Source organism: Paenibacillus sp. FSL M7-1414 (assembly GCF_038003195.1).
In the GTDB taxonomy this organism is placed as follows: Bacteria; Bacillota; Bacilli; order Paenibacillales; family Paenibacillaceae; genus Paenibacillus; species Paenibacillus amylolyticus.
The window spans coordinates 1,546,596-1,571,736 of record NZ_JBBOOS010000001.1 but is presented as its reverse complement, the minus strand read 5'-3'; the positions used below and the strand labels follow the sequence as shown (position 1 = coordinate 1,571,736).

General features: G+C 47.7%; 27 protein-coding genes, 6 tRNA genes and 1 riboswitch. Of the genes, 15 read left to right on the top strand and 18 right to left on the bottom strand.

Annotation, left to right across the window (positions count from 1 at the left end; genetic code table 11):
• Positions 1-64: 64 nt before the first annotated feature.
• Together MHH92_RS07005 and MHH92_RS07000 are read right to left on the bottom strand one after the other, a co-directional pair.
• Entirely contained in the window at positions 65-748 is a 684-nt protein-coding gene (locus MHH92_RS07005) for an HAD family hydrolase (protein ID WP_253506409.1), read from the bottom strand.
• Positions 749-941: 193 nt separating this feature from the next.
• On the bottom strand, positions 942-1,340 hold the full coding sequence (locus MHH92_RS07000; RefSeq protein WP_235193755.1) for a hypothetical protein: 399 nt from the start codon (positions 1,338-1,340) through the stop codon (positions 942-944).
• 115 nt (positions 1,341-1,455) lie between these two features.
• Positions 1,456-1,631: riboswitch (cyclic di-AMP (ydaO/yuaA leader) on the bottom strand.
• A 372-nt stretch (positions 1,632-2,003) separates the two neighbouring features.
• On the opposite strand from MHH92_RS07000, the gene MHH92_RS06995 reads away from it, so the two are divergent.
• The gene (locus MHH92_RS06995; RefSeq protein ID WP_340902842.1) at positions 2,004-2,483 is read left to right on the top strand and encodes a glutathione peroxidase; all 480 of its coding nucleotides are present in this window, start codon (positions 2,004-2,006) and stop codon (positions 2,481-2,483) included.
• Between the two features lie 147 nt (positions 2,484-2,630).
• Here the strand turns inward: MHH92_RS06995 and MHH92_RS06990 are convergent.
• Positions 2,631-2,713, bottom strand: a tRNA-Leu gene (locus MHH92_RS06990).
• Between the two features lie 444 nt (positions 2,714-3,157).
• Here MHH92_RS06990 and MHH92_RS06985 point away from each other — a divergent pair.
• The 3 genes from MHH92_RS06985 to MHH92_RS06975 all read left to right on the top strand — a co-directional run bounded on the left by MHH92_RS06985 (position 3,158) and on the right by MHH92_RS06975 (position 4,992).
• Complete coding sequence (locus MHH92_RS06985; protein ID WP_162158974.1) at positions 3,158-3,859, top strand: urease accessory protein UreF; 702 nt, start codon at positions 3,158-3,160, stop codon at positions 3,857-3,859.
• Positions 3,860-4,125: 266 nt separating this feature from the next.
• Positions 4,126-4,329 (top strand): hypothetical protein, encoded by a 204-nt coding sequence (locus MHH92_RS06980; RefSeq protein WP_017690011.1) that lies wholly within the window; start codon positions 4,126-4,128, stop codon positions 4,327-4,329.
• A gap of 27 nt (positions 4,330-4,356) precedes the next feature.
• The gene (locus MHH92_RS06975) at positions 4,357-4,992 is read left to right on the top strand and encodes a hypothetical protein (RefSeq protein WP_253506406.1); all 636 of its coding nucleotides are present in this window, start codon (positions 4,357-4,359) and stop codon (positions 4,990-4,992) included.
• Between the two features lie 30 nt (positions 4,993-5,022).
• Here the strand turns inward: MHH92_RS06975 and urtE are convergent, their stop codons facing one another.
• From urtE to urtA, 5 genes are all read right to left on the bottom strand, one after another.
• Positions 5,023-5,718: an urea ABC transporter ATP-binding subunit UrtE gene (gene urtE, locus MHH92_RS06970; RefSeq protein ID WP_076209466.1), complete on the bottom strand. Its 696-nt coding sequence runs from the start codon at positions 5,716-5,718 to the stop codon at positions 5,023-5,025.
• Complete coding sequence (urtD, locus tag MHH92_RS06965; RefSeq protein ID WP_340902838.1) at positions 5,696-6,505, bottom strand: urea ABC transporter ATP-binding protein UrtD; 810 nt, start codon at positions 6,503-6,505, stop codon at positions 5,696-5,698. The genes urtE and urtD overlap by 23 nt, the downstream gene beginning before the upstream one ends.
• Positions 6,468-7,559 carry an urea ABC transporter permease subunit UrtC gene (urtC, locus tag MHH92_RS06960; RefSeq protein WP_076319163.1) on the bottom strand — a complete coding sequence of 364 codons (1,092 nt, stop codon included), beginning with the start codon at positions 7,557-7,559 and terminating at the stop codon, positions 6,468-6,470. Before urtC ends, urtD begins: the two co-directional genes overlap by 38 nt.
• A 21-nt stretch (positions 7,560-7,580) precedes the next feature.
• A complete protein-coding gene (gene urtB / locus MHH92_RS06955; protein ID WP_101314096.1) occupies positions 7,581-8,486 on the bottom strand; it encodes an urea ABC transporter permease subunit UrtB in 906 nt (301 codons plus the stop codon).
• Between the two features lie 181 nt (positions 8,487-8,667).
• On the bottom strand, positions 8,668-9,918 hold the full coding sequence (urtA, locus tag MHH92_RS06950) for an urea ABC transporter substrate-binding protein (protein WP_340902835.1): 1,251 nt from the start codon (positions 9,916-9,918) through the stop codon (positions 8,668-8,670).
• A gap of 261 nt (positions 9,919-10,179) precedes the next feature.
• Between urtA and MHH92_RS06945 the strand changes: the two genes are divergently transcribed.
• The 6 genes from MHH92_RS06945 to MHH92_RS06920 are packed head-to-tail and all read left to right on the top strand — an operon-like array spanning position 10,180 to position 14,963.
• Positions 10,180-10,482, top strand: a complete 303-nt coding sequence (locus MHH92_RS06945) for an urease subunit gamma (RefSeq protein ID WP_036669066.1) — start codon at positions 10,180-10,182, stop codon at positions 10,480-10,482.
• A gap of 17 nt (positions 10,483-10,499) precedes the next feature.
• Positions 10,500-10,889 (top strand): urease subunit beta, encoded by a 390-nt coding sequence (locus tag MHH92_RS06940; protein WP_339197740.1) that lies wholly within the window; start codon positions 10,500-10,502, stop codon positions 10,887-10,889.
• Complete coding sequence (ureC, locus tag MHH92_RS06935; protein ID WP_340902832.1) at positions 10,886-12,604, top strand: urease subunit alpha; 1,719 nt, start codon at positions 10,886-10,888, stop codon at positions 12,602-12,604. The genes MHH92_RS06940 and ureC overlap by 4 nt, the downstream gene beginning before the upstream one ends.
• Positions 12,605-12,637: 33 nt before the next feature.
• Positions 12,638-13,333 carry an urease accessory protein UreF gene (locus MHH92_RS06930; protein ID WP_083677315.1) on the top strand — a complete coding sequence of 232 codons (696 nt, stop codon included), beginning with the start codon at positions 12,638-12,640 and terminating at the stop codon, positions 13,331-13,333.
• Between the two features lie 33 nt (positions 13,334-13,366).
• Positions 13,367-14,086, top strand: a complete 720-nt coding sequence (gene ureG, locus MHH92_RS06925; RefSeq protein WP_017690021.1) for an urease accessory protein UreG — start codon at positions 13,367-13,369, stop codon at positions 14,084-14,086.
• Complete coding sequence (locus tag MHH92_RS06920; RefSeq protein ID WP_340902831.1) at positions 13,992-14,963, top strand: urease accessory protein UreD; 972 nt, start codon at positions 13,992-13,994, stop codon at positions 14,961-14,963. The genes ureG and MHH92_RS06920 overlap by 95 nt, the downstream gene beginning before the upstream one ends.
• A gap of 108 nt (positions 14,964-15,071) precedes the next feature.
• Here MHH92_RS06920 and MHH92_RS06915 read toward each other — a convergent pair whose 3' ends face one another.
• The 4 genes from MHH92_RS06915 to MHH92_RS06900 form a co-directional block, all read right to left on the bottom strand.
• Complete coding sequence (locus tag MHH92_RS06915) at positions 15,072-15,497, bottom strand: helix-turn-helix domain-containing protein (RefSeq protein WP_036610863.1); 426 nt, start codon at positions 15,495-15,497, stop codon at positions 15,072-15,074.
• Between the two features lie 169 nt (positions 15,498-15,666).
• Positions 15,667-15,749 (bottom strand) — tRNA-Leu (locus tag MHH92_RS06910).
• A gap of 17 nt (positions 15,750-15,766) precedes the next feature.
• Positions 15,767-15,842: transfer RNA gene (locus MHH92_RS06905), tRNA-Lys, on the bottom strand.
• Between the two features lie 106 nt (positions 15,843-15,948).
• Positions 15,949-16,020, bottom strand: a tRNA-Glu gene (locus MHH92_RS06900).
• 306 nt (positions 16,021-16,326) lie between these two features.
• Here MHH92_RS06900 and MHH92_RS06895 point away from each other — a divergent pair.
• A complete protein-coding gene (locus MHH92_RS06895; protein ID WP_047842021.1) occupies positions 16,327-17,103 on the top strand; it encodes a DeoR/GlpR family DNA-binding transcription regulator in 777 nt (258 codons plus the stop codon).
• Between the two features lie 4 nt (positions 17,104-17,107).
• Positions 17,108-18,004 carry a Cof-type HAD-IIB family hydrolase gene (locus MHH92_RS06890; RefSeq protein WP_340902826.1) on the top strand — a complete coding sequence of 299 codons (897 nt, stop codon included), beginning with the start codon at positions 17,108-17,110 and terminating at the stop codon, positions 18,002-18,004.
• Positions 18,005-18,068: 64 nt separating this feature from the next.
• Here MHH92_RS06890 and MHH92_RS06885 read toward each other — a convergent pair whose 3' ends face one another.
• Together MHH92_RS06885 and MHH92_RS06880 are read right to left on the bottom strand one after the other, a co-directional pair.
• Positions 18,069-18,740, bottom strand: a complete 672-nt coding sequence (locus MHH92_RS06885; RefSeq protein WP_017690026.1) for an MgtC/SapB family protein — start codon at positions 18,738-18,740, stop codon at positions 18,069-18,071.
• A 321-nt stretch (positions 18,741-19,061) separates the two neighbouring features.
• Positions 19,062-19,721 carry a flavin reductase family protein gene (locus MHH92_RS06880; protein ID WP_340902823.1) on the bottom strand — a complete coding sequence of 220 codons (660 nt, stop codon included), beginning with the start codon at positions 19,719-19,721 and terminating at the stop codon, positions 19,062-19,064.
• 107 nt (positions 19,722-19,828) lie between these two features.
• Between MHH92_RS06880 and MHH92_RS06875 the strand changes: the two genes are divergently transcribed.
• Entirely contained in the window at positions 19,829-20,527 is a 699-nt protein-coding gene (locus MHH92_RS06875; RefSeq protein ID WP_340902822.1) for an ArsR/SmtB family transcription factor, read from the top strand.
• Between the two features lie 222 nt (positions 20,528-20,749).
• Here the strand turns inward: MHH92_RS06875 and MHH92_RS06870 are convergent.
• The 3 genes from MHH92_RS06870 to MHH92_RS06860 form a co-directional block, all read right to left on the bottom strand.
• A tRNA-Ser gene (locus MHH92_RS06870) sits at positions 20,750-20,838 on the bottom strand.
• 6 nt (positions 20,839-20,844) lie between these two features.
• Positions 20,845-20,920: transfer RNA gene (locus MHH92_RS06865), tRNA-Asn, on the bottom strand.
• A gap of 93 nt (positions 20,921-21,013) precedes the next feature.
• Positions 21,014-21,475, bottom strand: a complete 462-nt coding sequence (locus MHH92_RS06860; RefSeq protein ID WP_036669054.1) for a SprT family protein — start codon at positions 21,473-21,475, stop codon at positions 21,014-21,016.
• A 119-nt stretch (positions 21,476-21,594) separates the two neighbouring features.
• On the opposite strand from MHH92_RS06860, the gene MHH92_RS06855 reads away from it, so the two are divergent.
• Together MHH92_RS06855 and cmpA are read left to right on the top strand one after the other, a co-directional pair.
• Positions 21,595-21,951, top strand: coding sequence for a hypothetical protein (locus MHH92_RS06855; protein ID WP_036669053.1), 357 nt, complete (start codon positions 21,595-21,597; stop codon positions 21,949-21,951).
• Positions 21,952-22,131: 180 nt separating this feature from the next.
• Complete coding sequence (gene cmpA / locus MHH92_RS06850; protein ID WP_017690033.1) at positions 22,132-22,275, top strand: cortex morphogenetic protein CmpA; 144 nt, start codon at positions 22,132-22,134, stop codon at positions 22,273-22,275.
• A gap of 180 nt (positions 22,276-22,455) precedes the next feature.
• Here the strand turns inward: cmpA and MHH92_RS06845 are convergent, their stop codons facing one another.
• Positions 22,456-24,678, bottom strand: coding sequence for a Tex family protein (locus tag MHH92_RS06845; protein ID WP_338708029.1), 2,223 nt, complete (start codon positions 24,676-24,678; stop codon positions 22,456-22,458).
• Positions 24,679-25,141: the final 463 nt, after the last annotated feature.

Genomic DNA, 25,141 nt, shown 5'->3' with positions numbered 1-25,141 from the left:
TGGGTATAGAATACCTAAGTTGATCAGCCTTTATTGTTGCAATCCATTAAACAACCATCTGAATCTAATCCTGATTTGGCATCAGTAACGGCAGGAGTTGATCCAATGAATCAACAGTCCAATCCGCACGGTTGTCATCCGATAGTTCTGGCTGGAATCTTCCGTAACCCTGCATAATTCGAATCGTACGCATGCCCAGATTCCGAGCAGGTATAATGTCGTTATCGATCCGATCTCCGATCATGACGGCTTCCTCCGGTTCACAACCGGCCTGCTTCAAGGCCACAGCGTATAACTCAGGGTCTGGCTTGGACACTCCTTCTTCAGCTGAACATGCCAGAACATCAACATACTTCCGCAAGCCGTAACTCTCCAGTCTCTCTTCCGTTCCAGGACTCTGATTGGCAATAATGCCAATGCGATAATGCCGTGACAACTGCTGAAGAACAAAATCTGCTGAAGGAAAAGGACGTTCAAGATCTTTTTGAAACTTCAGCTTGTCCTGAATCTGTTTTTGATGCCCCTCGTCTTCAACAAATGTGCGAATTGCCACTCTCATAGGCCATTGCTCATATTTTCGGTAACAGTTCGCGAACAGTTCGCGTACCGCCTCAATCTTCACCGGATACCCCAAAGCACAAGCTTCACGGACAAACTGTCCGATAATATCATCAACCGGCTCCCATTCATCCACCAGCGTATCTCCAACATCAAAAAACAACCATTTCAATCCACCTACATCCGGCATGCCAATTCCTCCTTGTAAGCCACAGGTGATTCCTGATCCTAATCTAAAAGTTCGTGTTCAAAAAGTCTTGAACTACCTTTAAAACCATAAAAAAGAAGACTCACCATCCTGCATGAGTCTCCTCAAACTTCCGTTTATCGATACATTCAATTATAACAGGCACCTTACACCTGAGCAATCACAAGCTATGGCATTAACCATTGAGGAGAAAGCCAACTTCCCCATTGAGCGAATATACGATCCGGTCTGCGCCCATGCCCCGATAGATGCCCTTAGGATGACTCTGCTCCGTAATGACGCACAGGGATTTCGATGTCCATGAACGGCAGATCTGTAAATAACGACAGGTCAGATTCAGGCTGTTTTCGAAAATAAACACGTTGCCTACGCTGCCCTGCGGCAAAAACCACTTTTGAGCTGCAGCCGTGTTCATGCGAATGACATGTTCTACTCCGATTCTACGGAGTCTGCGCTCTTCCCCTGCACTGTTGGTTAGAACGGCAAACGGCATTTTTTTGTACATCAGCAATTTGATAAATTTACGTCCTGCTTCATTTGGAGCAGTCACTAAGATCATCTCAGTATCCATCATTCGTTCCTCCCTTGGCGTGAAAAGACAACAAAAAAGAAGCGTGGGGGACCAAGGCCTCCCGAACGCTTCTTAAATAATCCATGGCGAAAACACCATGAACCAGCGTACGGCTTGTTGCCTCTCCCTTTAACGCTTACGAGGTTAGCTGACGGATTCGGGCGCGAGAGTCGCCCTATTTCCGGCTGTCACCGGAAAATTCACCCCATGAATGCCCACTGTCCTGGACAGCGCATTCCGTTGGTTCCCCCGTTTTCCACTCATCAATGAATGGAAACTCAGCGATTAAAACATCGTTCGTATATCTTAAGGATAAGATCGAGCGATATTATCGTTTGTTTCGTTTTTCAAGTACATTTTAGTTTAAATTGAAATTACGTTATGAATCATACACCCGTGCCATGTCGGTGTAAAGTCCGCCCAGATCACCAAATCGGCAGATTTTTGCCAATTCCTATCCATAATAACGCTTACAACAAAGTTATACTCTATCTATCTCTTCAAGGCTATCTAATTCTCACTCTGGCGTAAATCACTTCGCAATTCATTCACGTATTCTGCACAACTTGCCTGTTTTGATTCTTTTAACACCATATTAGTTTTGCAATATTTAATTGCAACCAATATAATAGAAGATATAAGAGTAAATAAATGGAGGCGATTTAGATGACAGTCTACGATTACAAAGTGAATACCCTTCGCGGTCAAGAAGTTGAAATGTCCGACTACCGTGACAAAGTGCTCCTGATTGTGAATACGGCAAGCTCATGCGGCCTTACCCCTCAATTCAAAGGTCTGCAAGAATTGCAAGACAAATTTCAAGATGCTCCATTTGAAGTGCTTGGTTTCCCAAGCAACCAGTTTGCACAGGAAAAAGGATCTTCCGACGATATTGCCGAGTTCTGTCAGATGAATTATAGCGTGAGCTTCCCCATGTTTGAGAAAATTGATGTGAACGGCTCAAGCGCTCACCCTCTTTTCCAACACCTGAGCACAGAAGCTCCTGGCCTGCTCGGCTCCAAAGCAATCAAATGGAATTTCACCAAATTCCTCGTGGATCAGAACGGACAGGTCATTAAACGTTATGCTCCCAAAACAACACCGGACAAGATTGAAGAAGATATCAAGAATTTGCTGCAAAAATAATACACAGGCCACCCGTAGCCGGAAGGTAGAGCAACATTCCTCCGGTAATGGATGGCCTTTTTTCAACCCAGATGTCATACTGTTCGAAAAAGACAAAAAAAAGAAGCTTCCCATTAATGGAAAGCTTCTTTTTAATCGTTCATATGATGCGGTCGAGAGGACTCGAACCTCCACGGGCATACGCCCACTACCCCCTCAAGATAGCGTGTCTGCCATTCCACCACGACCGCATGTCGTAAATAATCGGCAACAGAATTGATTATACCGGGTTCAGAACTAAAAGTAAAGTATTTTTTAATACTTCTTTTTCAGCTAGGCATTTTCATCAAAAATCGCATAATCTCGTCATCTTTACCCATGAACTGCATATTATTAGATTTGATCCCCTCTTTTTCGGTAAGAGCCGATCTTATTGATTCATTTATATATAGTCCTTCCTTATATATAGTCCTCCCTGTACTTCACAAAATAAATAACACAATAAGTTATATAAAATAACACAAATATTAAATTTCATATTTAATCCATTAAATTTCACGGATACTATTGACAAAAAGCGGACATTTATGGGATGATAACTATCATATAATTCGGATTTTCAAACATAAAGCAAACAAAAAGGAATATAAATGTCACTTTAAGTGACATTTAACGAACACAGGAGGCGAATGATTGTGAACCGTGGGAATAAGCTGCTCGATTATGTCAAACTGCTTGATTCCTCTATTCAGGTTGGAGGGTTCACCCATTCCTTCGGCATGGATATCCATATCAGGGAGGGTACCATTCGTAATGCTGAAGATCTCGAATCATTCATGCGTTGTCAGTTGCATCCCAGCATCGTTCGTCTTGAAGGTATGGCCATCAAAGGTATCTATACCGCAGCAGATCACAAGGATACATGGCGGATAGCTCTTATCGACAAGCTTGTCCATGTTCAGCGAACCCCTGGAGATCTCAGAGAACAAGCTGCCGCCATGGGTAAACGATTGATCAGACTCGCACGCGCTCTGCACCCCTGGATTGAATTCAGCCAGCTCGAACAGATCTTTGCCAAATACGATTCGGTTGGTTGCCTCTCCACTGTTCACGCCTGGATTAACCACCACCTCGACATCCCGGTCGAGGAGGCGGTCCTTGGTTACCTGCATTCAGCCATGAATGCCTGCATAACCGAAGCCTCCAAAGTCATTCCCCTGAACAACGATACAACCAAGGATCTGATGGTCCGCCTGGCCACAGATCTGGAGAATGAATGGAAGACCGTCAGCGCCTCGGCTGCGGATGGACTGGCACAGCCAACCTCGATGTCCATGAAATCGTTTTTCCCCAGTTTCCATATGCTCGGAGCTGGACTTCATGCCTACAGGGCCTAATCCTCTTCCTCCTCATACCTGCTCCCCTTCATTCAGACAAACTAAAAAACACGCGGCAACCTCCTTGCCGACGTGTTTTTTGTCATTTTATTTGTTTTATTTACGTATTTACGCCATTTATAATCACAAAATACACTTTTTTCCGTCTTTTTTAATTGTTAGATGACGAATTTACGTATATAATGAAACATACAGCTCGCATTTCTATATATTCTACATGAAGAAAGAGCGGCTGAATACTACATTCTAACCAGGGGTGAACCCTTTTGAACAAGAAAAAACCAGTTACTCCGTTCGGATGGGCCATCAAACGACGGCTAACCGAACTTCAAGTGGACCAGAAGACCTTTTGTGAACAGCATGGCATCCCACCCTATCGTTTATCCAATCTTATTCACGGCACACGCAAAGCAACCCGATTCAGGCACCTGGTCGCTGATATTTTGGATATTCCAGATGAACTGAGATAAGATTTCTGCCAAAGGAGGGTCTCATCCATGAGACATGTTACATCCGATCTGGAGAGGCTGTCGTTCCAGTCCATACGTCACCAGCTCATCATCGTTGATGACAATTGGATTATCCAAAGTTGTAACCGTGCCTGGCAACAGGGACTTGGTCAATGCTCACCAAACCCGGATATACACAGTAGTCATAGACACTACCTGCACCTGACGGAAGCCTGGGCAAAACGAGGCAAGAACGCTAACATGGCACTTGTCGCACAGAATTTGAAAGAACGCGGAATACCCTTTAATCGAAATCATACATATGACATCTGCGTGTATACTGTATACAACGAAAAGAGGTGGTTTCGTGTAGAACTCACCCCTCTATCTTATGCAAATTCAATTCTGGATACCGATCTCGCTTTGATTGCACACATGGATATTACCGAACAGAGAAAGACAGAACACCAATTGAAGAAGGCATTGTCTGAAGTGCGCACATTGCGCGGACTGCTGCCTATTTGCGCCGTCTGCAAACAAATCAAGGACGAAGAGGAACACTGGAACTCCGTTGAGAGTTATCTGGAGAAGCATACCCACGCCGAATTCACCCATGACATCTGTCCGGAATGCATCCGGCGGTTATATCCGAAATACTCGAATATCCTGGACAAGCGTTCCTGAAACCTTTCTCCTCTCGCCGACTAACTACAACTATACGGAGAGATGATGTTCAAACTGCGACATATCCAGCTCTTGCGGTGTCCCATGCAGGGTTATGGTTCCTTTGTCCATGATATAAATGTAATCTGCGGCACTTCGCACAAAATCAATACTCTGCTCTACCAACAAAACCGAGAGGTTCCCCTTTGCCTTGAGCTGCAAAATTACCTGCCGAATGTCCTCCACGATAGAAGGCTGGATGCCTTCTGTCGGCTCATCCAGTAGCAACAACCCTGGACGCGAAGCCAATGCCCGGGCGAATGCCAACTGCTGCTGCTGTCCACCACTCAGATCCCCGCCCTGCCGTCCATACATCGTAGCAAGCACTGGGAACATAGCCAGTACATCCTCCGGGAACGTTTTTACTCCCGGTGCACTTGTCTCCAGACCGAGCAATAAGTTTTCTTTCACCGTAAGCTGCGGGAAAATCTCCCGCCCCTGCGGTACATAACCAATCCCTGCCCTTGCCCGCTTGGCTGTGTCCAAGGTGGATAACTCCTGATTTTGCCACTGAATACTGCCCTTGCGTGTTTTGAGCAGCCCCATTAATGTTTTCATCAACGTTGTTTTCCCTACACCGTTACGGCCCATCAGACACACCACCTGTCCAGGCTGTACATCCAGGTTCACACCACGAAGCACATTGCTTTCCCCGTAGCCGGATTCAATTCGTTGCAGCGACAGCATGTTCATCCCTCCTTTTGCCCAAATACACTTCTGCCACTTTCGGGTCTGCCTGTACCTCCGCCATCGTACCTTCCTTCAGCAGTTTCCCTTCATGCATCACCGTTACCTTGGCTGCGAACTCTCGCACAAACTCCATATCATGCTCCACCACCACAACCGAGCGCTCACGCGCAATCTCTTGCAGTAGTCGCCCGGTCTTGTGTGTTTCTTCATCCGTCATGCCTGCGGCTGGTTCGTCCAGCAACAACACACGTGGCTCCTGCAGAAGCAACATGCCAATCTCTAGCCACTGCTTCTCCCCATGTGATAACGCTCCTGCACGAGCATCAACGCGGTCTTGCAGACCAATCTGGAGGGTAACATGCTCCATGGCAGCACTCATTTTCCCATATCGACGAATACCGATGGCTTGCAAAGGGGAACGGCGAGTCTCCGCCGCCAGCGTCAGATTCTCCTGCACCGTCAGACCTGCAAAGATCGATGGCGCCTGGAATTTTCGTCCCACACCTTTGCGAACAATCTGGTGCTCCTTCAGTCGTGTTAATTCTGTGCCATCCGCCATCTTCACCGTGCCGGACATGGGTTTTGTTTTGCCACATATCACATCCAGCATCGTTGTTTTCCCAGCACCATTGGGTCCGATTAGAAAATGCAGATCATGTTCATGCAGCTTCAGATTCATGCCTTTGACAGCAACAAACCCACCAAAGGCCACCGTAATATCCTCAGCTACCAACACCGCTGATTCCTCAGTAGACTTTAGGTTTTTCCCGAGTGACTTGGACATGCGCACTCTCTCCTCTCCGCTTCAGCAAGCGAACGACATGACGATATACACCTACAATACCGTTTGGCATGAACAAAACTACTGTTACAAAGAGTCCACCAATGACGAACAGCCACCCCTCGGGGTAAGCCTCACTTATGCCTGTTTTGGCTGCATTCAGCACCACCGCTCCGATAACCGCTCCAATAAGCGTACCGCGACCACCCAATGCAACCCACAGGACCATCTCAATAGAGGGTACAATCCCCATCATCGATGGCGAGATAATACCCACCTGAAGAACAAACAACATGCCCGCGATGCCTGCAAGCGCACCGGAAAAAGCAAAAGCCAGCGTTTTATAGCCTGCCGGATCATATCCGAGGAATCGCACCCGATTCTCTCCATCACGCGCAGCTTCGAGCACTTGGCCGAACCGACTGTTCACCATTCGACGACAGAGCACATACGCAATCACCAGAACAGCAAGCGTTATATAGTAGAGAGCAATCGTCGTTCCAGCGGAATGAAGTGTAAAACCAAAGATCGAATTATATCCGGTGATGCCATTTGTCCCACCCGTCCATTCCTGTTTACCAACAAAGAGTGTTACCATAATAAGAACCAAAGCTTGAGTCAGGATGGTAAAATAAACACCGGTGATCCGGTTGCGGAACGTAAACCACCCCAGAGCAAAGGCAAGCAATGCCGGAAGGGCTATCCCCAATAACAGCGCCACCGGGAAGGAGCGAAAGGGTTCCCAGAACCATGGCAGACCACTGAGGCCACTCCATCCCATGAAGTCAGGAAGCGTTGCTCCACTAGCCTGAAGCTTCAGATACATCGCCATCGCGTACCCACCCAGACCAAAGAACACCCCATGCCCAAGACTTAGCACACCCCCATATCCCCAGATCAGATCGAGACCGATGGCCAGGATTGCCAGCGCCAAAAACTTGGCTAACAGACTCAGACGAAACTCCGTGGAGATTAGTGGAGCAAGACACATCATGATCAGTACAACCGCCCAGATGATTCTCATTTTCAGACTGCCAGTCTTGAGTAATGCCGACATGAACTAACCCCCTTTTTCACGTTAATCGAGACTCCGTGTGCGCATCGCGACCAATCCGCGTGGTTTCCATTGCAGGAAAGCAACGATACATACAAACACAAGCACCTTGCCAATGGAGGCCGAGGTATAGGTTTCGAACAGCGTGTTGAACATACCAATCCCCAATGCACCACACACGGTTCCAACCAATTTCCCAACGCCACCCAGGACAACGACCATGAACGCATCCACAATATAATACGTACCAAGCGAAGGACCAATCGGACCAATGAGCGTTAATGCACAGCCAGCAATTCCGGCAATGCCCGAACCAATCGCAAAGGTCATGCCATCCACCCGCCGGGTCGAAATCCCAAGACACCCCGCCATGCTCCGATTCTGCATCACAGCCCTCATTCGTCTTCCGGAAGATGTTCGATAGATATAGAGATACATACACAGCAGCACAACCGCAACCAGTGCGATAATGAAAATTCGTTTATACGGAAATACAATACCATCCGAGATCGCCAATCCCCCATTGAGCCAAGCCGGACTGGATACTCCCACATTGGGTGCTCCGAATATTGTACGGGCCAGTTGTTGCAGCATCATGCCTACACCCCATGTCGCAAGCAGACTATCAAGCGGCCTGCCATACAGATGCCTGATCAGAACCACTTCAAGCAACCAGCCAATTAGAGCCGCTACAATGAACGCAATCGGCAGAGCCACAACAAAATAGGCACCAAACCACGTTGCTGGAGCATAGGACATGAACAGATTTTGTGTTACATACGTTGCATATGCACCAATCATGATCAGTTCACCGTGCGCCATATTGATGACATTCATCAGCCCAAACGTTACTGCAAGCCCCAATGCAATCAACAACAGAATTGAACTGATACTCAGACCATTGAACATCTGCAGGATAAACATATCCATCGCTATCCCTCCTCCATACCGTGACTCTCGATATTTCACATGAATTCAATTAGCGGCAGTAACATTTTTCACATCACAGTAACGCTTTACCGCAATGCGGTGAGAGGATGTGTTGTCACACCCTCGTTTATGTTTCAGCTACTTTGAAGCGAGTTGCCTGTTTTATTGCGAGGTTTCTATGTTATTTAGCGCTGAGGGAAGCTCCCCATTCATACGTTTTCAGATAAGGGTCCGGCTTGACAGGCTCACCAGAATTCCACAATTCCTTGAACTGCCCATCCTCCTGCACCTCACCGATCCGTACGGTTTTGTAGATATGCTGATTCTCTCCATCCACGGTTACCTTACCTTCCGGGGCATCAAACTCCAGACCCTTGGCAGCTGCCTTCACCTTCTCCACGTCGGTTGATCCTGCTTTTTCCACCGCTGCCTTCCAGAGATAAACCGCCACATATCCCGCTTCAATCGGATCAGCTGTCACTCGATCAGCACCGTATTTTTCTTTATACTTGGCAACAAATGTTGCATTCTCAGGTGTATCCGTTGTCTGATAATAATTCCACGAAGCCAGATGTCCCTTCAATACGTCTGCACCAATGCCACGGATTTCTTCCTCCGCTACACTCACCGAGAGGGTCGTCATCTGATCCGAGGAGATTCCGGCATCCTTCAATTGTTTGAAGAAGGCCACATTGCTATCTCCGTTCAGCGTATTGTATACAATATCCGGCTTTGCAGCTTTGATTTTGCTAATGATGGTACTATAATCGGTATGACCCAGCGGTGTGTATTCTTCACCCACTACTTCGCCGCCTTCTGCTGCGAGTTGTGCCTTAATGACCTGATTGGCCGTTTTTGGGAATACATAATCTGAACCGAGCAGATAAACCGTCTTGCCCCTGTTCTCCAGTAACCAGGTTACGGATGGAACGATCTGCTGATTGGTTGTTGCTCCTGTATAAAAAATATATGGCGACGATTCCAATCCCTCATATTGCACCGGGTAAAACAATAAACCTTTATTCTGTTCAAACACCGGGAGCATAGCCTTCCGACTTGCAGAGGTCCATCCACCAAATACAGCAGCGACCTTATCCTGTTGCAGTAACTTTCCAGCCTTCTCCGCAAAAGTAGGCCAATCCGAAGCGCCATCCTCAATTACAGGTTCGATCTGTTTACCCAAAACTCCGCCCGCGGCGTTGATCTCTTCAATGGCAAGCATCTCCGCATCTTTAACAGATACTTCACTGATCGCCATCGTTCCGCTGAGAGAGTGAAGAATGCCAACTTTAATCGGTTCACCGGATGCAGTCGGCTCTCCTGTACCACCTGAACCCGAAGCTTCAGGCGGTGCAGTGCCCTCCACACATCCTGTCATCACAATGACCGCACCCAGCAAAATACTCCATAACTTGACCGACCTCTTCTTCAATAGCCTACACTCCCTTTTTTTAGTCTATTGACGAACATTAAGGTCATTTGCGTCCGAAATGTTCGTTGATCCAAATTATGGAGGGTTCCTCCCTTCATGTCAATATAGCTTACATAATTTTATTTCATGCCTACTCGTTTCATGCATACTGCTAATATGCCTTGAAGCTTATTGACAAAGGATTCACCCTGTGTGAGTATATTTAACATACAATATGATCCATGAACATATCAGACATTATAAGCGAAAGGTCGGATTGCCTTGCACTGGACTGAGCAGGAAAAGGAAAAACTCCTGATTACCGTGGCCGCTAACCTCTCCCGTGAACGAAGAGCACGCGGACTCAAGTTGAATGTTCCCGAAGCCATCGCCTTGTTGACCTCCGAACTGATGGAACGAGCACGGGATGGAATGAGTGTTGCCGAATTAATGAGATACGGAGGCACCATCCTGACACGTGAAGACTGTATGGATGGTGTTCCCGATATGATTCCTGAAGTACAGGTAGAAGCCACATTTCCTGACGGTACGAAACTGGTTACCGTACATGAACCTATCCGCTGAGAAAGGCAGGAGAAACCATGATTCCTGGTGAATACCGTTTGAAGCCAGATGACGACATCATCTGTCATCCAGATCGTTTAACCCTACGACTCATTGTCCTTAATCGCGGCGACCGCCCCGTCCAGGTCGGCTCTCACGTTCACTTCTATGAAGTTAATGCAGCACTGGACTTTGATCGCACGTCAGCTTTTGGACATCGCCTGCACATTCCGGCAGGCACCGCAGTTCGCTTCGAACCCGGTGAAGAGAAACCTGTTGAACTCACGACCTTTGGCGGCAAACGCCAAATTCACGGGTTCAACGGATTAACCGAAGGCTCTGCGGATCAAGCCCCCGATCCAGTGAAACTGGAGGCATTCCTGAAGACGTTCTCCCCTCCCATACAAGATGGAGGTGAACCCTCATGAAACGAATGAGCCGTGAACAATACGCGTCCATGTTTGGACCAACAACCGGCGATGCCGTAAGACTTGCGGATACCGAACTATGGGCAGAGATTGAACATGATTATGCCGTATATGGAGATGAGAGCAAGTTCGGGGGCGGCAAGGTTATCCGCGACGGGATGGGCCAGTCCACTACTGCTCTGCGAAGCGACGGCACCCCTGATACTGTTATCACCAACGCTATCATCATCGATCATTGGGGCATTGTAAAAGCGGATATCGGCATTCGGGATGGTCACATCTGCGCCATTGGCAAATCCGGTAACCCGGATACAATGGACGGTGTTCATCCCGCACTGGTCATCGGTGCTTCCACCGAAATCATTGCTGGTGAAGGCATGATTGTAACCGCTGGCGGTATTGATACCCATATTCATTTCATCTGCCCACAGCAGATTCAGACTGCATTATCCTCCGGGGTCACGACCATGATCGGCGGCGGAACAGGACCGGCAACAGGAACCAAAGCCACCACCTGCACACCAGGAGCCTGGCACATCCACCGGATGTTAGAATCGGCAGAGGCTTTTCCCATGAACATCGGTTACCTTGGCAAAGGTAACAGTTCCAACACCGCACCTTTAATCGAACAGATTGAAGCGGGCGTAATCGGCCTGAAGTTGCATGAGGATTGGGGCACTACCCCAAGCGCTATCGATGCCTGCCTGACTGCCGCCGGGGAACATGATGTTCAAGTGGCTATCCATACCGATACATTGAACGAAACCGGATTTCTCGAAAACACCCTGGCTGCAATCAACGGCCGGACGATCCACACGTACCATACGGAAGGCGCTGGTGGCGGACACGCACCGGATATTATCCGGGCCGCTGGGGAGTCCTACGTTATCCCCTCATCAACCAACCCAACACGACCGTACACACGCAACACTGTAGAAGAGCATCTCGATATGTTGATGGTGTGTCATCACCTGGACCCTTCCATCCCGGAAGATGTAGCTTTTGCAGATTCGCGGATTCGTCCCGAAACCATCGCAGCCGAAGACATTTTGCATGATCTTGGCGTGTTCAGCATCATTAGTTCCGATTCACAAGCCATGGGCCGAGTGGGCGAAGTCATTATCCGCACTTGGCAGACAGCCGACAAAATGAAAAAACAGCGCGGCAAACTTGAACTCAACCCGAACTCACCTTCCGATAACGATCGGATCAAGAGATATGTCGCCAAGTACACCATCAATCCAGCTATCGCACACGGAATCGGTCATCTCGTCGGTTCGGTGGAAGTTGGAAAGCTGGCAGATCTAATCATATGGAAACCGGCCTACTTCGGTGTTAAACCCGAGATTGTCATCAAGGGTGGCATGATTACATTTGCCCAGATGGGTGATCCCAATGCGTCCATCCCGACACCTCAGCCCGTATTTGGCAGACCGATGTTCGGAGCTTATGGTAGCGCCATTGCCAGCGGATCAATCACCTTTGTCTCCCAAGCCGCAGCAGATGCCGGGATCAAAGAGTCATTGGGCCTGAAAAAGCGGGTTGAACCCGTTAAAGGCTGTCGCTCAGTCAGCAAAAAAGACATGATTCATAACGACGTCACCCCTGTCATTGAAGTCGATCCCGAAACCTATGAAGTACGCGCCGACGGTGAGCTTCTCACCTGCGAACCCGCAGACGAGTTGCCTATGGCACAGCGGTACTTTATGTTTTGATAGGAATACGGATTAGCTAATAAGGGGGCACTCATGATGAATAGTGGCACGAAGCTACTCCGTTATGTTCAGCTGCTGGATTCGGCCCTGCCCATCGGTGGTTTCTCCCACTCCTTCGGTCTGGAAGCTTACACGCATGATGGCACCGTGCAAAATACCGCGCAGCTTGAACAGTTTATTCGCAGCCAGCTTCATTCCAGTCTTGTACGACTAGATGGTCTTGCCATCAAAGGCGTCTATCAGGCGATAAAACAGCAAGATGCCGCTCTACTTGCCCTGTATGATAAACGTGTCCACGCCCAGCGCTCCCCTCGGGAACTTAGGGAAAGCGGCCACAAAATGGGAAAACGACTGCTCAAGCTGGCCCGTTCACTCTATCCATGGATGGACTTTTCCCTAATTGATGAGGCCATACGGGAATACGGCGCGTATTGTGGCATCACGACCATTCACGGTTATATCAACTATCAATTGGAGATTGAATTGGATGAAGCCGTTACCGGGCATCTGTATACCTCAGTGAACGCTTATGTGAACAGCGCACTTCGCCTGCTGCCCATCGGACAAACCGAAGCGCAGATGTTGATTCAGAAACTGCTTGATGATATCGAAGCGGAATGGGCTCTCATTCGGGAAAATGACCCCGAAGATATGCACAGCTTCGGAATCGCCCAGGAAATCTACGCCATGCGGCATGAGACCTTACCCGCGCGGCTGTTTATGTCTTAACATCAACTTTTATATAACCAAGGAGGAATTGTTATGTGTGGAGGAGCTAATCATACGCATCATCCGGAGTGGGAACGTAAGGCATTTGATCGGAGTCGTCCGATGCGAATTGGAATTGGTGGACCGGTAGGTTCAGGTAAAACAGCCCTTGTGGAGAAGCTATCCAAGGCACTGCGTACACGTTATAGTCTTGCTGTCATCACCAATGACATTTATACCAAGGAAGATGCCGAGATTTTGCTGCGTCAGAACGCACTGGCACCAGAGCGTATTATTGGCGTCGAGACAGGCGGATGCCCGCACACGGCTATTCGTGAGGATGCCTCCATGAATTTCGAAGCGGTTGACGAGTTGATCGAACGCTTCCCGGATCTGCAACTGATCTTCATCGAGAGCGGCGGCGACAATCTCTCCGCTGCATTCAGTCCGGAACTGGCTGATGTGTTCATCTACATTATCGACGTTGCCCAAGGAGAAAAACTCCCTCGCAAAGGCGGTCCCGGTATCACGCGTTCAGATCTGTTGTTAATCAACAAAACCGACCTCGCCCCTTACGTTGGCGCAAGTCTGGAAGTTATGAAAAATGATACCGAACGGGTACGCGAAGGCCGCCCTTATGTCATGTCTAATCTAATGAGCGGTGAAGGTGTATCCGAGATTGTCCACTGGCTTGAACATCAATACATGGATGACGATGCTTCCGCTGCACATCTGCATTCACACAGCCATGAACATGGCACTCACTCGCATTAATTCATCTTCTGTCCCCACGGGAACAGAGATAAATAGGAATGAAAGTGCAGGTGTGCCCGTCACACGCCGCAGCGAGCTTCGGGCCACCTTTGCCTTTCAAGGCGACCGGACTGTCATGACTGATCGTTATTACAGCGCACCACTCCGGTTTAGCCGTTCCTTTCGACCTCCCGGAGGCGGAACCGAATTATGTGTGTACACGTCAGACGTCTCGCCCGGAGTCCTTAACGGGGATCATTATCATTCCGAGTGGGAATTAGGCGAAGGCACCCATGTCATGCTGAGCAGCACATCCGCTACCAGACTTCATCCTACACCTTCCATTCCCTCATCTGTTAATCATCACTTTCGGTTGGGAAAAGGGGCCACGCTGGAATACTTCCCTGAATGCGTCATCCCTTTCAAGGGAAGTTCTTCTGCGCTCGCTGTAACCTTTGAGCTGGAAGAACAGGCAATCCTGGCCTATGCAGATATCTGGTCTGCAGGACGGATTCATCGGGGAGAAGCGTTCCAATTCGAGCGTTACCGCAGCTTGACGGAGATATGGCAAGGTGAACAACTGGCTGTCTGGGATCGATTCGGACTCGAACCGGATACCGATGATCCCAAACACTCAGCGTCTCTCCTTCACTACACACATACCGCTGCGTTATGGATGATTGCCCCAGGTCTTGGTACTGCGGAGTTGGAGCAAGTCAGATCTGCGCTGCCACCAGATGGGCGAATGCTCGCAGGTGCAAGTTTGCTGGCAACCGGAGGCATCGGCGTTCGACTCCTTGGCATGGCAGCTTGGGAACTTCAGGAGCAGTGTCTTCAGATCTGGAACACACTCCGCCCACATCTGCTGGGCAAAGAAACTCTTGTCTTTCGTAAATAAGGGCATCAAGCATAGTTAACACCAAAAAACCTCTGAACTGTCTCCGAGTGTGTTCGGATTAGTCCAGAGGTTTTTGTACATTCAGTCTATGGATGCTGCTCATATCACTTACGCTTCGTTTTCCTCAGAATCGTTCTCTGATTTGTTCTCAGGTTTATAGCGATAGTCGCCAGCATCCTTACTTTCCTTGGATTTACGGTAACGGGTGAACTCAATATATTCGCTGATAAAAGACTGTTCCACAGTCGATAATTCACTTTCTTGGCAATTCAATTGCCGCAAAACGTCAAAAAAATAATCCTCCCGTTTTTCCCGAACCATCGCTTCCTTCGATGGACGTCCAATCATGAGCCAGTCAAGGCTCACATCAAAAAACGAAGCAATCTCAATTAATTTATTCGTACTCGGAATAGACTTGCCACGTTTCCAATCACCCAGATTGCCTGTGCTAATCTTCAGCTGTTGGCAGAAAGCCTTCTTGGTCATTCCTCGTTCGGCAATCAGGTGTTCAATTCGCTCATAGATCGACTGCATACAAGAACCGCCTTCCAACCGTAATAATCAACTCATCTGCTTGAATTATACCACATTATTCCTGAATGCTCAGCCTTTATATGCCTGGAATAGGATGAGATATATCGTATAACACAAAGATAGACTCCCATGAATGATCATAGAAGTCTATCTTATGTTGTTGCTGTGATGCGGTCGAGAGGACTCGAACCTCCACGGGTATACACCCACTACCCCCTCAAGATAGCGTGTCTGCCATTCCACCACGACCGCATATTCAATTGTAAAAATGGTGAGCCATGAAGGGCTCGAACCTTCGACACCCTGATTAAAAGTCAGGTGCTCTACCAACTGAGCTAATGGCTCTTGCTGTAAACTTCACCGGATGTGCCATGCTTCATTCTTGTCTATAAGAGCAATGACTTTGAGGAATACTCATCGAAAATGTAGATCTCATGAGGTGGTGAAGATATGACCCGTAGGGGATTCGAACCCCTGTTACCTCCGTGAAAGGGAGGTGTCTTAACCCCTTGACCAACGGGCCTTAATAACAAGTTGTCTTTCTTGGCGACAAGAATGAGTATACCACAGGACAATTTGAACTTGCAATACTTTTTTTAAAATTTATTTTTCAAGCCTTTTTGCCCATTGCATACTCTTCTTCAGAGCCCCGTTATTAGCCACCTCCCGTTCATGCCAATGTCATCCCCGTGCAGGAACAATGTAAACCATCTATCAAAACACTTATAAAAACTTACGTTCACTTATAATATTGCAAATCACATTAAGAATACTTATAATTAAAGTATCAGTATAAGTACGGTCATCCATACACTCGGAGGTGACATGTTTGTTTCAAGAAGAACGAATGCAGCTCATTGTTGAACATCTACGCAAACACAATCGCATCTCAGCCGATGATATTGTCGCCTTGTTTGATGTATCACGGGATACTGCACGCAGGGATCTGATTAAGCTTGAGGAACAGGATGCCATTATCCGAACACGTGGCGGCGCGATTCTCCCCCCTCCTCCGCAAGAATTCAGATCCTACAAAGACCGTTTACTCGATGTATCTGAGGAAAAGAGGGCCATCGGCAAACTCGCTGCGGCCATTGTAAGGGAAGGCGAGATCATTATTCTGGACTCTTCCACGACTGTGCAGGCCTGTGCCGAGAACTTAAACGGCAAATCCTGTACCGTCATTACTAATTCGATTCATTCCGCTGATCTTCTCTCCAATCACACTGCTGTCCAGATTCGTTTGCTCGGAGGCAAAGTAGATAAGGAACAACGTTATGTCTACGGTACCTCTGTTATCGAGACCCTCTCCCACTATTATGTAGATAAAGCCTTTATCGGAATTGGCGGTATCACCATGGATGGCTTCAGTGCTTCCGAAGAGGAAGGAAAAATTAAACACCAAATGATGAAAGCTGCCAAGAAAGTTGTTGTTCTTGCAGATCAATCCAAGTTTGATAGACGTTATGGTTATCGTTTTGCCGACTGGTCATTGGTGGATGTATTGATTACGGATCAATGGCCAACCAAAGAATGGCTTGTTTTTCTAGCCGAACAACAGGTTGAGATTCTCATTCCTGAACCTACAGATGATAAGGAGTTGTAAATATATGAAATTATTTGCCACAGATTTAGATGGAACTTTGTTGAACATAGATAGCCAGATTAGCCCGGAGAATGCCGCAGCCATCCAAAAGGCCCAGCAATCCGGTATGAAAGTTACCATTGCAACAGGACGTGTCTATTCCGATGTTGTGACCATCAGCCGCGAAGGCGGAATTAAAACCCCAATTATCGGCTCCAACGGAGCGACAATTCATGATGCAGACGGTGAACGTTTATTCCATCTTCCGCTCGAGCGTGACACAGCAGCTTCCGTCATGCAGTGGCTGGAAGATCATGATGTCTATTATGAGGCTTCAACACAACAAGGCATCTATGCCCCGCGTAGCAGTCATGAGACCTTGCTCGCCGAGATGGAACGTGTTCTTGGTTCAAACCCTGGTGAGGACATTGCACGCATGATTGGCTCCATCAAGAAACACTATGACAAAAAAGACTACCACCGCGTAAACAGCCATCTCGAAATTCCGGCAGAAGCCTACATCTATAATATTATGGCCTTCTCCATGAATCCGGACAAAGTAAAGACAGGACGAGAATACTTCGCTTCCCGATCCGATGTCGCCATGGTTGTATCCTTTGAGCATAACTTCGAAATGCAACACCCGGACGTATCCAAAGGTAATGCCCTCACCAAACTGGCGGCTCACCTGAACATCTCCATGGAGGATACAGTAGCGATCGGTGATAACTTCAACGATGTCTCCATGTTAAAAATGGCAGGACTCGGCATCGCCATGGGTAATGGCGAACCCGAAATCCAGGCATTAGCCAAAGCCATAACGCTGACCAATGTCGAGAACGGCGTCGCCCATGCCATCGAGTGCCTGCTCGAGGGTAAACCGGTATCCCGCCCAGAAACGATTGTCGGAGAAGGTCAGTAATTGAACCCATACTGAATTAAGCACTGAACCTGCATGGTCACCTGTTGATCCATGCAGGTTCTCTTTATTTTAACTCAGCAGATCGAACGTGAGGCACGTCCTGTAACAAAATAATCAGTTGCTCGCCCCGGTATGAACCCGGTAGTTGCAATGTGAACTCAAGCACAGTCTCTTCCACGGAGTCTGTGCTTGTTTGCTGTTCAGTCTTAAATCCGATGACCGAGATCTTCTCCTGTCCCAGCAGTGCCAAAACAGTCTTCAGGGCCTCTCCCTCATTTTGCAGATGGATGGTTAACGTCTCTGTTCGAGCGGATACCAGCCAGCGTGTAGGTCTATGCAGTAACATCTGTGCCACGACAATAAGCAGTGTCACGCCTGCACCCGTCCAATACAGACCTGAACCCACAGCAAGTCCCATGCCTGCCGTAGCCCATATGCCAGCCGCTGTGGTCAATCCCCTGACCGTGTGACGCTGTGTGAAGATCATGCCCGCTCCAATGAACCCCACACCACTAACAACTTGTGCAGCGATCCTTGAAGGGTCAAGGGACAGATTGTCCCAGCCAGCCTGATCCTGGAATCCGTATTTCGATACAATCATCATCAGGGCAGCACCAACGGCGACCACAAAATGAGTACGAATTCCCGCTTCTTTCATTCGATTCTTGCGCTCATATCCAATTAGCACACCACATATTCCAGCTATGAGTACACGCATCAAATATTCCACTTCCATGCACATCACCTCTTTTATTATGTATATGCTTACATGAGTCTATCTTTACTATTACCCAATCTTTCACTGACTATATAAGTTGAACTAAAGATTATTTACACTGGCACTCCGATGACAGAACAACCTTCCAATCGCTGTTATCCCCAGATTTTTTCGATTCCCTTTTCTCAAGGGAAAATCCGGTGATAGCGTATGCTTCCGATGTAGCTTTCTTTCAGAAAGCTTTTGGGCGAGCGCTTCGCTTTTTCAGGTTTTTTCTGTCCTCTCCGTTATCGTGTAAATGATTAATTCATCTTATATAATAAAAAGCCTCCACTCAGGTCAATTCTCTGCCCGGAAATTTTTCCCTTGTCTCTTGCCCAATCCGAAATAATGTCTGAAATTATATATCAGCGGATGCCATTCCTCCGGATTAATCTTGTTCGGTCCAGATATTAGTCTGGTGTGTGCGTGCACCTTCAACGCTTTCACTTCAACAATCGCCATGAACGGTGTATGTTCGGGAATACGTATGTGTTGTACAGCCGCTTCAATCTGGAGCGGACATTCAACTATTTTATCTGGAGCCACCTGAACCGAGCATTCAGATGTCAGTCCAGCTACAGTGAATTTATCATGACAATATTCATAGCCCATCTTCCTTTTCTCCTCAGGAACCGGGGTGACTCCCGTATAACGACCCAATGCCTCAACCTGTTTCCACATGGTCGCATCCGGCAGATTAATTACACACTCCGGGTGTCGACTCAGATTTTCATAGGCTTTGCCCTGTGTCCCTAGACCGAGAACCAGACAATCCCCCAGTGCCCAAGACGAGGATAATGGTGACAGGTTGGTTGATCCATCCTCATTTAATGTGCTTAGCAGCACTACAGGCGTACCATAATATAAAATACTGGGATTAATCGTCTCATGTTGAATCACTTCTGGACTCGCGGACAACTGCTCTGTAGCAAAGTCCTGTTTCGTTATCTTTTTCATCCTGTACCTCTCCTGTTCCGATTCCAATGCTTTATAAGCTCAATCTGACCCCTATGGGTCGATACAACTCGATTGTAATACAGTAATAGTTCAGGTATGATCGAAGTATGAATGTATATCCGAATATTACTGTTATTGCGTCGTTAATCGCTGATCCAAGCCGCGCTATTTTTCTGTCATCCTTACTAGATGGCCGTGCGTTGCCTGCAGGAGAGCTTGCTCATATGGCAAGTGTCACTCCCCAGACGGCAAGCAGCCATCTAGCTAAACTCGTAGAGGGAGGATTACTCGAAGTTGAACAACAAGGCCGCCACCGATACTACCGTCTTGCAAACAAAGAAATTGCTAATCTGATTGAAAGCATGGCCAGTATTGCTCCGCCTGTACAGATCCGCTCTCTCAAACAATCCGATCAGCTTCAACAACTGAGTCATGCACGGACCTGTTATGGTCATCTGGCCGGGAAATTGGGAATCTCGCTCTGTGAAGCCTTAGTACAGAAGGGGTATCTTTCAGACCCCGAAGAGGCACACAGCAAGGATTATCACGTTACAGAGAAAGGAATACAGTGGTTCACTACGTTCGGAATTGAACTTCAGATGAAGCCGGGATCACGCCGGGCCATCGCTCGCAAATGTCTGGATTGGAGCGAACGCCGTCATCATCTCTCAGGTATGCTTGGGGAACAACTCAGACATCGGTTAGCGGAACTGGACTGGATTCGTCAAAAAACAGGAAGTCGCTCTGTCGAAGTAACGGAAGCAGGCAAGAAAGGTTTATACGAGATGTTGAGCATTTCACTTTAGGCTGAAGCGTACACCATGGATAAGCAAAGATCAGTAAACGCAAAAAATCCCCTTCACACTGACCGTTAACCGGTCTAATGTGAAGAGGATTTTTATTGCAATCAGAACGGAGAAAGAGGGGTACTCTCACTTCGTTTGAGACTGCGAAGTATTGCTAACGAAGCTTATGCTCCGACGAACCTTTAGGGTTCTCATCCCTTTGCAGAGAAGTTTAATTCAGAACGGAGAGAGAGGGATTCGAACCCTCGCACCGCTTACGCAGTCTAACCCCTTAGCAGAGGGTCCCCTTATAGCCACTTGGGTATCTCTCCAAGAAATGGCTCCCCGAACAGGGCTCGAACCTGTGACAACTCGATTAACAGTCGAGTGCTCTACCAACTGAGCTATCAGGGAAAATTAACTTGAATAAGATTAATCTATCATGATTAATAATCCAAGTCAACATCCCTTCCATCACTTTCTTTAATACATTGAACGATACACACATCAGATATTCTGAAGCCCCAGCTTTCCCGCGCAACGACCACAACGGTAACGCTTCGGATCTATTTTCCGCTTGCGCAAATATTCCGTACCACAACTCTTGCACACCAGCTTATAACGATATGGCAGCGGCTTTCTGCCTTTGCCGTCAGGAAGTGATTGGCAGTAACGCGAGCCACCTACCTTCTGCAATAAAGCCTTGAATTCCGGATCACGATGCTGATAGCCGCGCCCACGAATATGCAGATGATAGTGGCACAGCTCATGCTTGATGATTTTCTCAACCTCATCTCGCCCGTAGGCTTCGAGTTGATGCGGATTGATCTCAATCCGGTGACTTTTGAGCATATAACGCCCACCCGTCGTGGTCAGGCGACTGTTAAACAACGCTTCATGGGTGAACGGCACTCCGAAATGATCCAGTGATACCTGTTCAATCCATTGTTGCAATTCCTCATTTTCCATCGGTGTCCTCTCCTTGCACCCCCTCGGAGCATTTGTTTTTCCGGCATAATACTTGAATTTTAACCGTTTCGTAGGCTACACTGTCAAGTAGAATGTATGAGGGGAGATTATTACTCGTTATGCCTACAATGCGCTATGTCATCCTGCAGCAGGAACAACAATTGCAGTTCGTGGAAATGCCAGCAGATTACGCCTATCAACTCAGTGCGCTCAACCTGCGCCTGCACAAGGAAATTGATAAACTCACTGCAGCAGATGTCCCTGTCCTGCCTTGGGCGATCGCCGAATGTGACAGCCTCGATCTCCTAAACGAAAATCTTACTATCATCGGCGGCCTTGATTATATCAATGCGCTTGAAGAATCTTTTGCAGTACTACGTGAAAGCCATTATCCTTTGATTTCTCTGCTTACCGAAATCCGAGCTCTTCAGGCCCAATTGGAACAATGGTATGAAGAAGAGATGGAAGCTCTCTAATTCAACACAGGTATCATTTTATAATGATGAGAACGAAAAGCACATTTCCCTGAATTGGGTTTTGTGCTTTTTTGAGTGAACAAGATTGATTTGCCGGAGGCCTCCACTTATCCCGCACAGTCCAGGCTATTGCCACATATGCTAACGTACAGATGAATTATGCAAGAGGAGGAGATACCCTTGCCTCAATGGCTTTGCAATCAACTGATGCGTGCATTTCACAAAAAGGACAGCCGGCAAATCAAGTTGCTGAACGAATGCTGGTTCTTTTATCGTAACAAACCAGCAAATGGCACACCACGCAGCGCGGAGAACGAACTTTAAGAGGTTGTTCATAAAAGTCTGTTTTGGATTACGAAAGATGGCCTTTTGAACACGCACTTTAAGAAAATGCACATATTGCCCACCGTACTTACTAGAGGAATTAGAACAGACAACGAGACTATTACTGTCGACAACAAACAGCCTTCCTGGTTAGGGAAGGCTGTTCTCCAATCCTACTATTTAAGAAGACTGTTGCGCAGAAGCTGGCTTCTTCATCGTAAGGCCGACACGGCCTTTTTTGGTATCCACATTCATAACCCAGACCGTTACATTATCACCTACAGATACAACATCCATCGGGTGTTTAACATACCCGTTGCTGAGCTGTGAAATATGGACAAGCCCATCACTCTTGATCCCAATATCAACAAAAGCACCAAAATCAATAACGTTCCGAACCGTACCTTGCAGCTCCATACCTTCCACCAGATCCTCAATTTTCAATACATCTGTACGGAAGATTGGCAACGGCATTTCTTCACGCGGGTCACGCCCCGGACGCTGCAAGCTGTCCAGAATGTCACGCAATGTAGGCACACCTACGTCCAGTTTCACAGCCAATTGTTCTGGCTGTTGCTCTGACAGTAATACCGACAGTTCCTTGCTGCCCAGCTTGTCCAGTGCAACCTGAAGCTCCTTGAACAGCTGATCCACTACCTTGTAAGACTCAGGGTGAATAGGTGTACGGTCCAGCGGGTTCTCTCCCTCACCAATACGCATAAATCCTACGCACTGCTCATAGGTTTTGGCACCCAGACGTGGCACCTTCTGAAGCTGACGGCGGTTCGTAAACCGGCCATTTTCTTCACGGTACTTCACAATGTTTTTGGCAATCGTAGCGTTAACTCCGGCAACATATGACAGCAACGAAGGTGATGCTGTATTCACATCCACACCCACATGGTTAACTGCCGATTCCACGACAGCCTTCAGGCTTTCTTCGAGAATCTTCTGGGATACGTCATGCTGATATTGACCCACGCCAATGGCTTTTGGATCAATCTTAACCAACTCCGCCAGCGGGTCTTGTACCCGGCGAGCAATGGAAGCTGCACTGCGCTCCGCAACATCCAGATCAGGGAATTCTTCCTGGGCCAGCTTGGATGCAGAATATACACTCGCGCCTGCTTCGTTAACAATCAGATACACAAGACTTTCATCACCGTTCTCCTGAATGATCTCGGCAACAAATTGCTCCGTCTCACGTGATCCGGTACCATTACCAATGACGATCAGTCCGATATCATATTGCTTGATCATGCGATGGAATACTTCCGCAGCTTCACGTTTCTTGTTGTGTGGTGGCGTTGGGTAGGTCACAGCCACTTCCAGCAGTTTGCCCGTATCATCTACTACAGCCAGTTTACAACCGGTACGATAGGCCGGATCGACACCCAGCACACGTTTGCCATGAATCGGCGGTTGAAGCAACAGGTTACGCAGATTGGCCGAGAATACCGATATGGCCTGATTTTCACCTTTTTCCGTAAGTTCTCCACGAACTTCACGCTCGATGGAAGGCGCAATCAGCCGCTTGTATGCATCTTCAATCACATCACGCAGGATATCCTGCACGGCAGAAGCACCACGAATGATCTGTCCTTCCATATGGCGATGGGCCGGTTCTGCCTGTACGTCCAAGCCGACTTTCAGGATACTCTCACGTTCACCGCGATTAATTGCGAGAATACGGTGTGGAGGCATTTTTTTGGCTAATTCGCGGTAATCATAATAATTCTCGTACACGGACTCCTCTTGAGCATCCTTCGCTTCTGAAGTCAGCATCCCGTGATCCAAGGTGTACCGACGAATCCAGGCACGAATGGCAGCATCGTCTGCGATATTCTCCGCGAGAATGTCTTTGGCTCCCTGAAGCGCCGACTCCGCATCTTCTACACCCAGTTCAGCATTGATATATTTCGTAGCTTCCTGGAGTACATCTCCTTGTTTGGGTTGACCCCAGATCCATACAGCAAGGGGCTCAAGACCTTTTTCCTTGGCCACACTGGCACGCGTTTTCCGCTTCTGACGGTAAGGTCGATACAAGTCTTCCACTTCCTGCAGCTTCACAGCTTGCGTAATGGATTGCTTCAGTTCTCCGGTCAGTTTGCCCTGTTCCTCTATAATACGGATGACTTCCAATTTGCGATCCTCAAGATTGCGCAGATAAACAATGCGTTCTTCAATCGATCGCAGCTGGTTCTCATCCAGCTCTCCAGTCATTTCTTTACGGTAGCGGGCGATAAATGGAATCGTATTGCCTTCGTCCAGAAGCTCCGACGTTGTGCGGACCTGCTTCAAGGACAGTGACAGTTCCTTGGCTACCTGTTTGATGATTCGTTCATGGCGTTCTGCCTTTATTGTTTCTTCATTGGGTTCCAGAACCGTTTCCTGTTCAGACAAAATAAATCCCTCTTTCCTTCCTGAATCGTTCGTTACAATCATTTCAGGGCAGCTTTGCTGCTGTAATTACAGTATAGTTGAACCATTTGTTTCTTCCACTCTACCCTATATTATCACAGAATCACGTCCAGATTTCCATCAATCCGCAAGCATACAAGTTCTGACAGAATGATGTCATCCTCCAGCCTTCCCCATTACGTCAAAAAAAGACCGAAAAACGTCATCACGACGCTCCCCGGTCCTTCCTTTTTTTTAAAGCTTTAAATAAAATAGCAATCTAATAAGTGAAACTGCTCATTTACACAATAACGGAGAGGACAGAAAAAACCTGAAAAAGCGAAGCTACAAGCTTTCTTCAGATAGCTACATCGGAAGCATACGCTATCCCCGGATTTTCCCTTTGAGAAAAGGGAAAATCCGGGGATAACAGCGATTGGAAGGTTGTTCTGTCATCGTAGTATCC

Bases quoted from the DNA above. Each gene is read 5' to 3' on its own strand.
- MHH92_RS07005 (WP_253506409.1), bottom strand. From the start codon at position 748: ATGCCGGATGTAGGTGGATTGAAATGGTTGTTTTTTGATGTTGGAGAT.
- MHH92_RS07000 (WP_235193755.1), bottom strand. From the start codon at position 1,340: ATGATGGATACTGAGATGATCTTAGTGACTGCTCCAAATGAAGCAGGA.
- MHH92_RS06995 (WP_340902842.1), top strand. From the start codon at position 2,004: ATGACAGTCTACGATTACAAAGTGAATACCCTTCGCGGTCAAGAAGTT.
- MHH92_RS06975 (WP_253506406.1), top strand. From the start codon at position 4,357: ATGAGACATGTTACATCCGATCTGGAGAGGCTGTCGTTCCAGTCCATA.
- urtE (WP_076209466.1), bottom strand. From the start codon at position 5,718: ATGCTGTCGCTGCAACGAATTGAATCCGGCTACGGGGAAAGCAATGTG.
- urtD (WP_340902838.1), bottom strand. From the start codon at position 6,505: ATGTCCAAGTCACTCGGGAAAAACCTAAAGTCTACTGAGGAATCAGCG.
- urtC (WP_076319163.1), bottom strand. From the start codon at position 7,559: ATGTCGGCATTACTCAAGACTGGCAGTCTGAAAATGAGAATCATCTGG.
- urtB (WP_101314096.1), bottom strand. From the start codon at position 8,486: ATGGATATGTTTATCCTGCAGATGTTCAATGGTCTGAGTATCAGTTCA.
- MHH92_RS06940 (WP_339197740.1), top strand. From the start codon at position 10,500: ATGATTCCTGGTGAATACCGTTTGAAGCCAGATGACGACATCATCTGT.
- ureC (WP_340902832.1), top strand. From the start codon at position 10,886: ATGAAACGAATGAGCCGTGAACAATACGCGTCCATGTTTGGACCAACA.
- MHH92_RS06930 (WP_083677315.1), top strand. From the start codon at position 12,638: ATGATGAATAGTGGCACGAAGCTACTCCGTTATGTTCAGCTGCTGGAT.
- ureG (WP_017690021.1), top strand. From the start codon at position 13,367: ATGTGTGGAGGAGCTAATCATACGCATCATCCGGAGTGGGAACGTAAG.
- MHH92_RS06915 (WP_036610863.1), bottom strand. From the start codon at position 15,497: ATGCAGTCGATCTATGAGCGAATTGAACACCTGATTGCCGAACGAGGA.
- MHH92_RS06890 (WP_340902826.1), top strand. From the start codon at position 17,108: ATGAAATTATTTGCCACAGATTTAGATGGAACTTTGTTGAACATAGAT.
- MHH92_RS06885 (WP_017690026.1), bottom strand. From the start codon at position 18,740: ATGGAAGTGGAATATTTGATGCGTGTACTCATAGCTGGAATATGTGGT.
- MHH92_RS06880 (WP_340902823.1), bottom strand. From the start codon at position 19,721: ATGAAAAAGATAACGAAACAGGACTTTGCTACAGAGCAGTTGTCCGCG.
- MHH92_RS06875 (WP_340902822.1), top strand. From the start codon at position 19,829: ATGAATGTATATCCGAATATTACTGTTATTGCGTCGTTAATCGCTGAT.
- MHH92_RS06860 (WP_036669054.1), bottom strand. From the start codon at position 21,475: ATGGAAAATGAGGAATTGCAACAATGGATTGAACAGGTATCACTGGAT.
- MHH92_RS06855 (WP_036669053.1), top strand. From the start codon at position 21,595: ATGCCTACAATGCGCTATGTCATCCTGCAGCAGGAACAACAATTGCAG.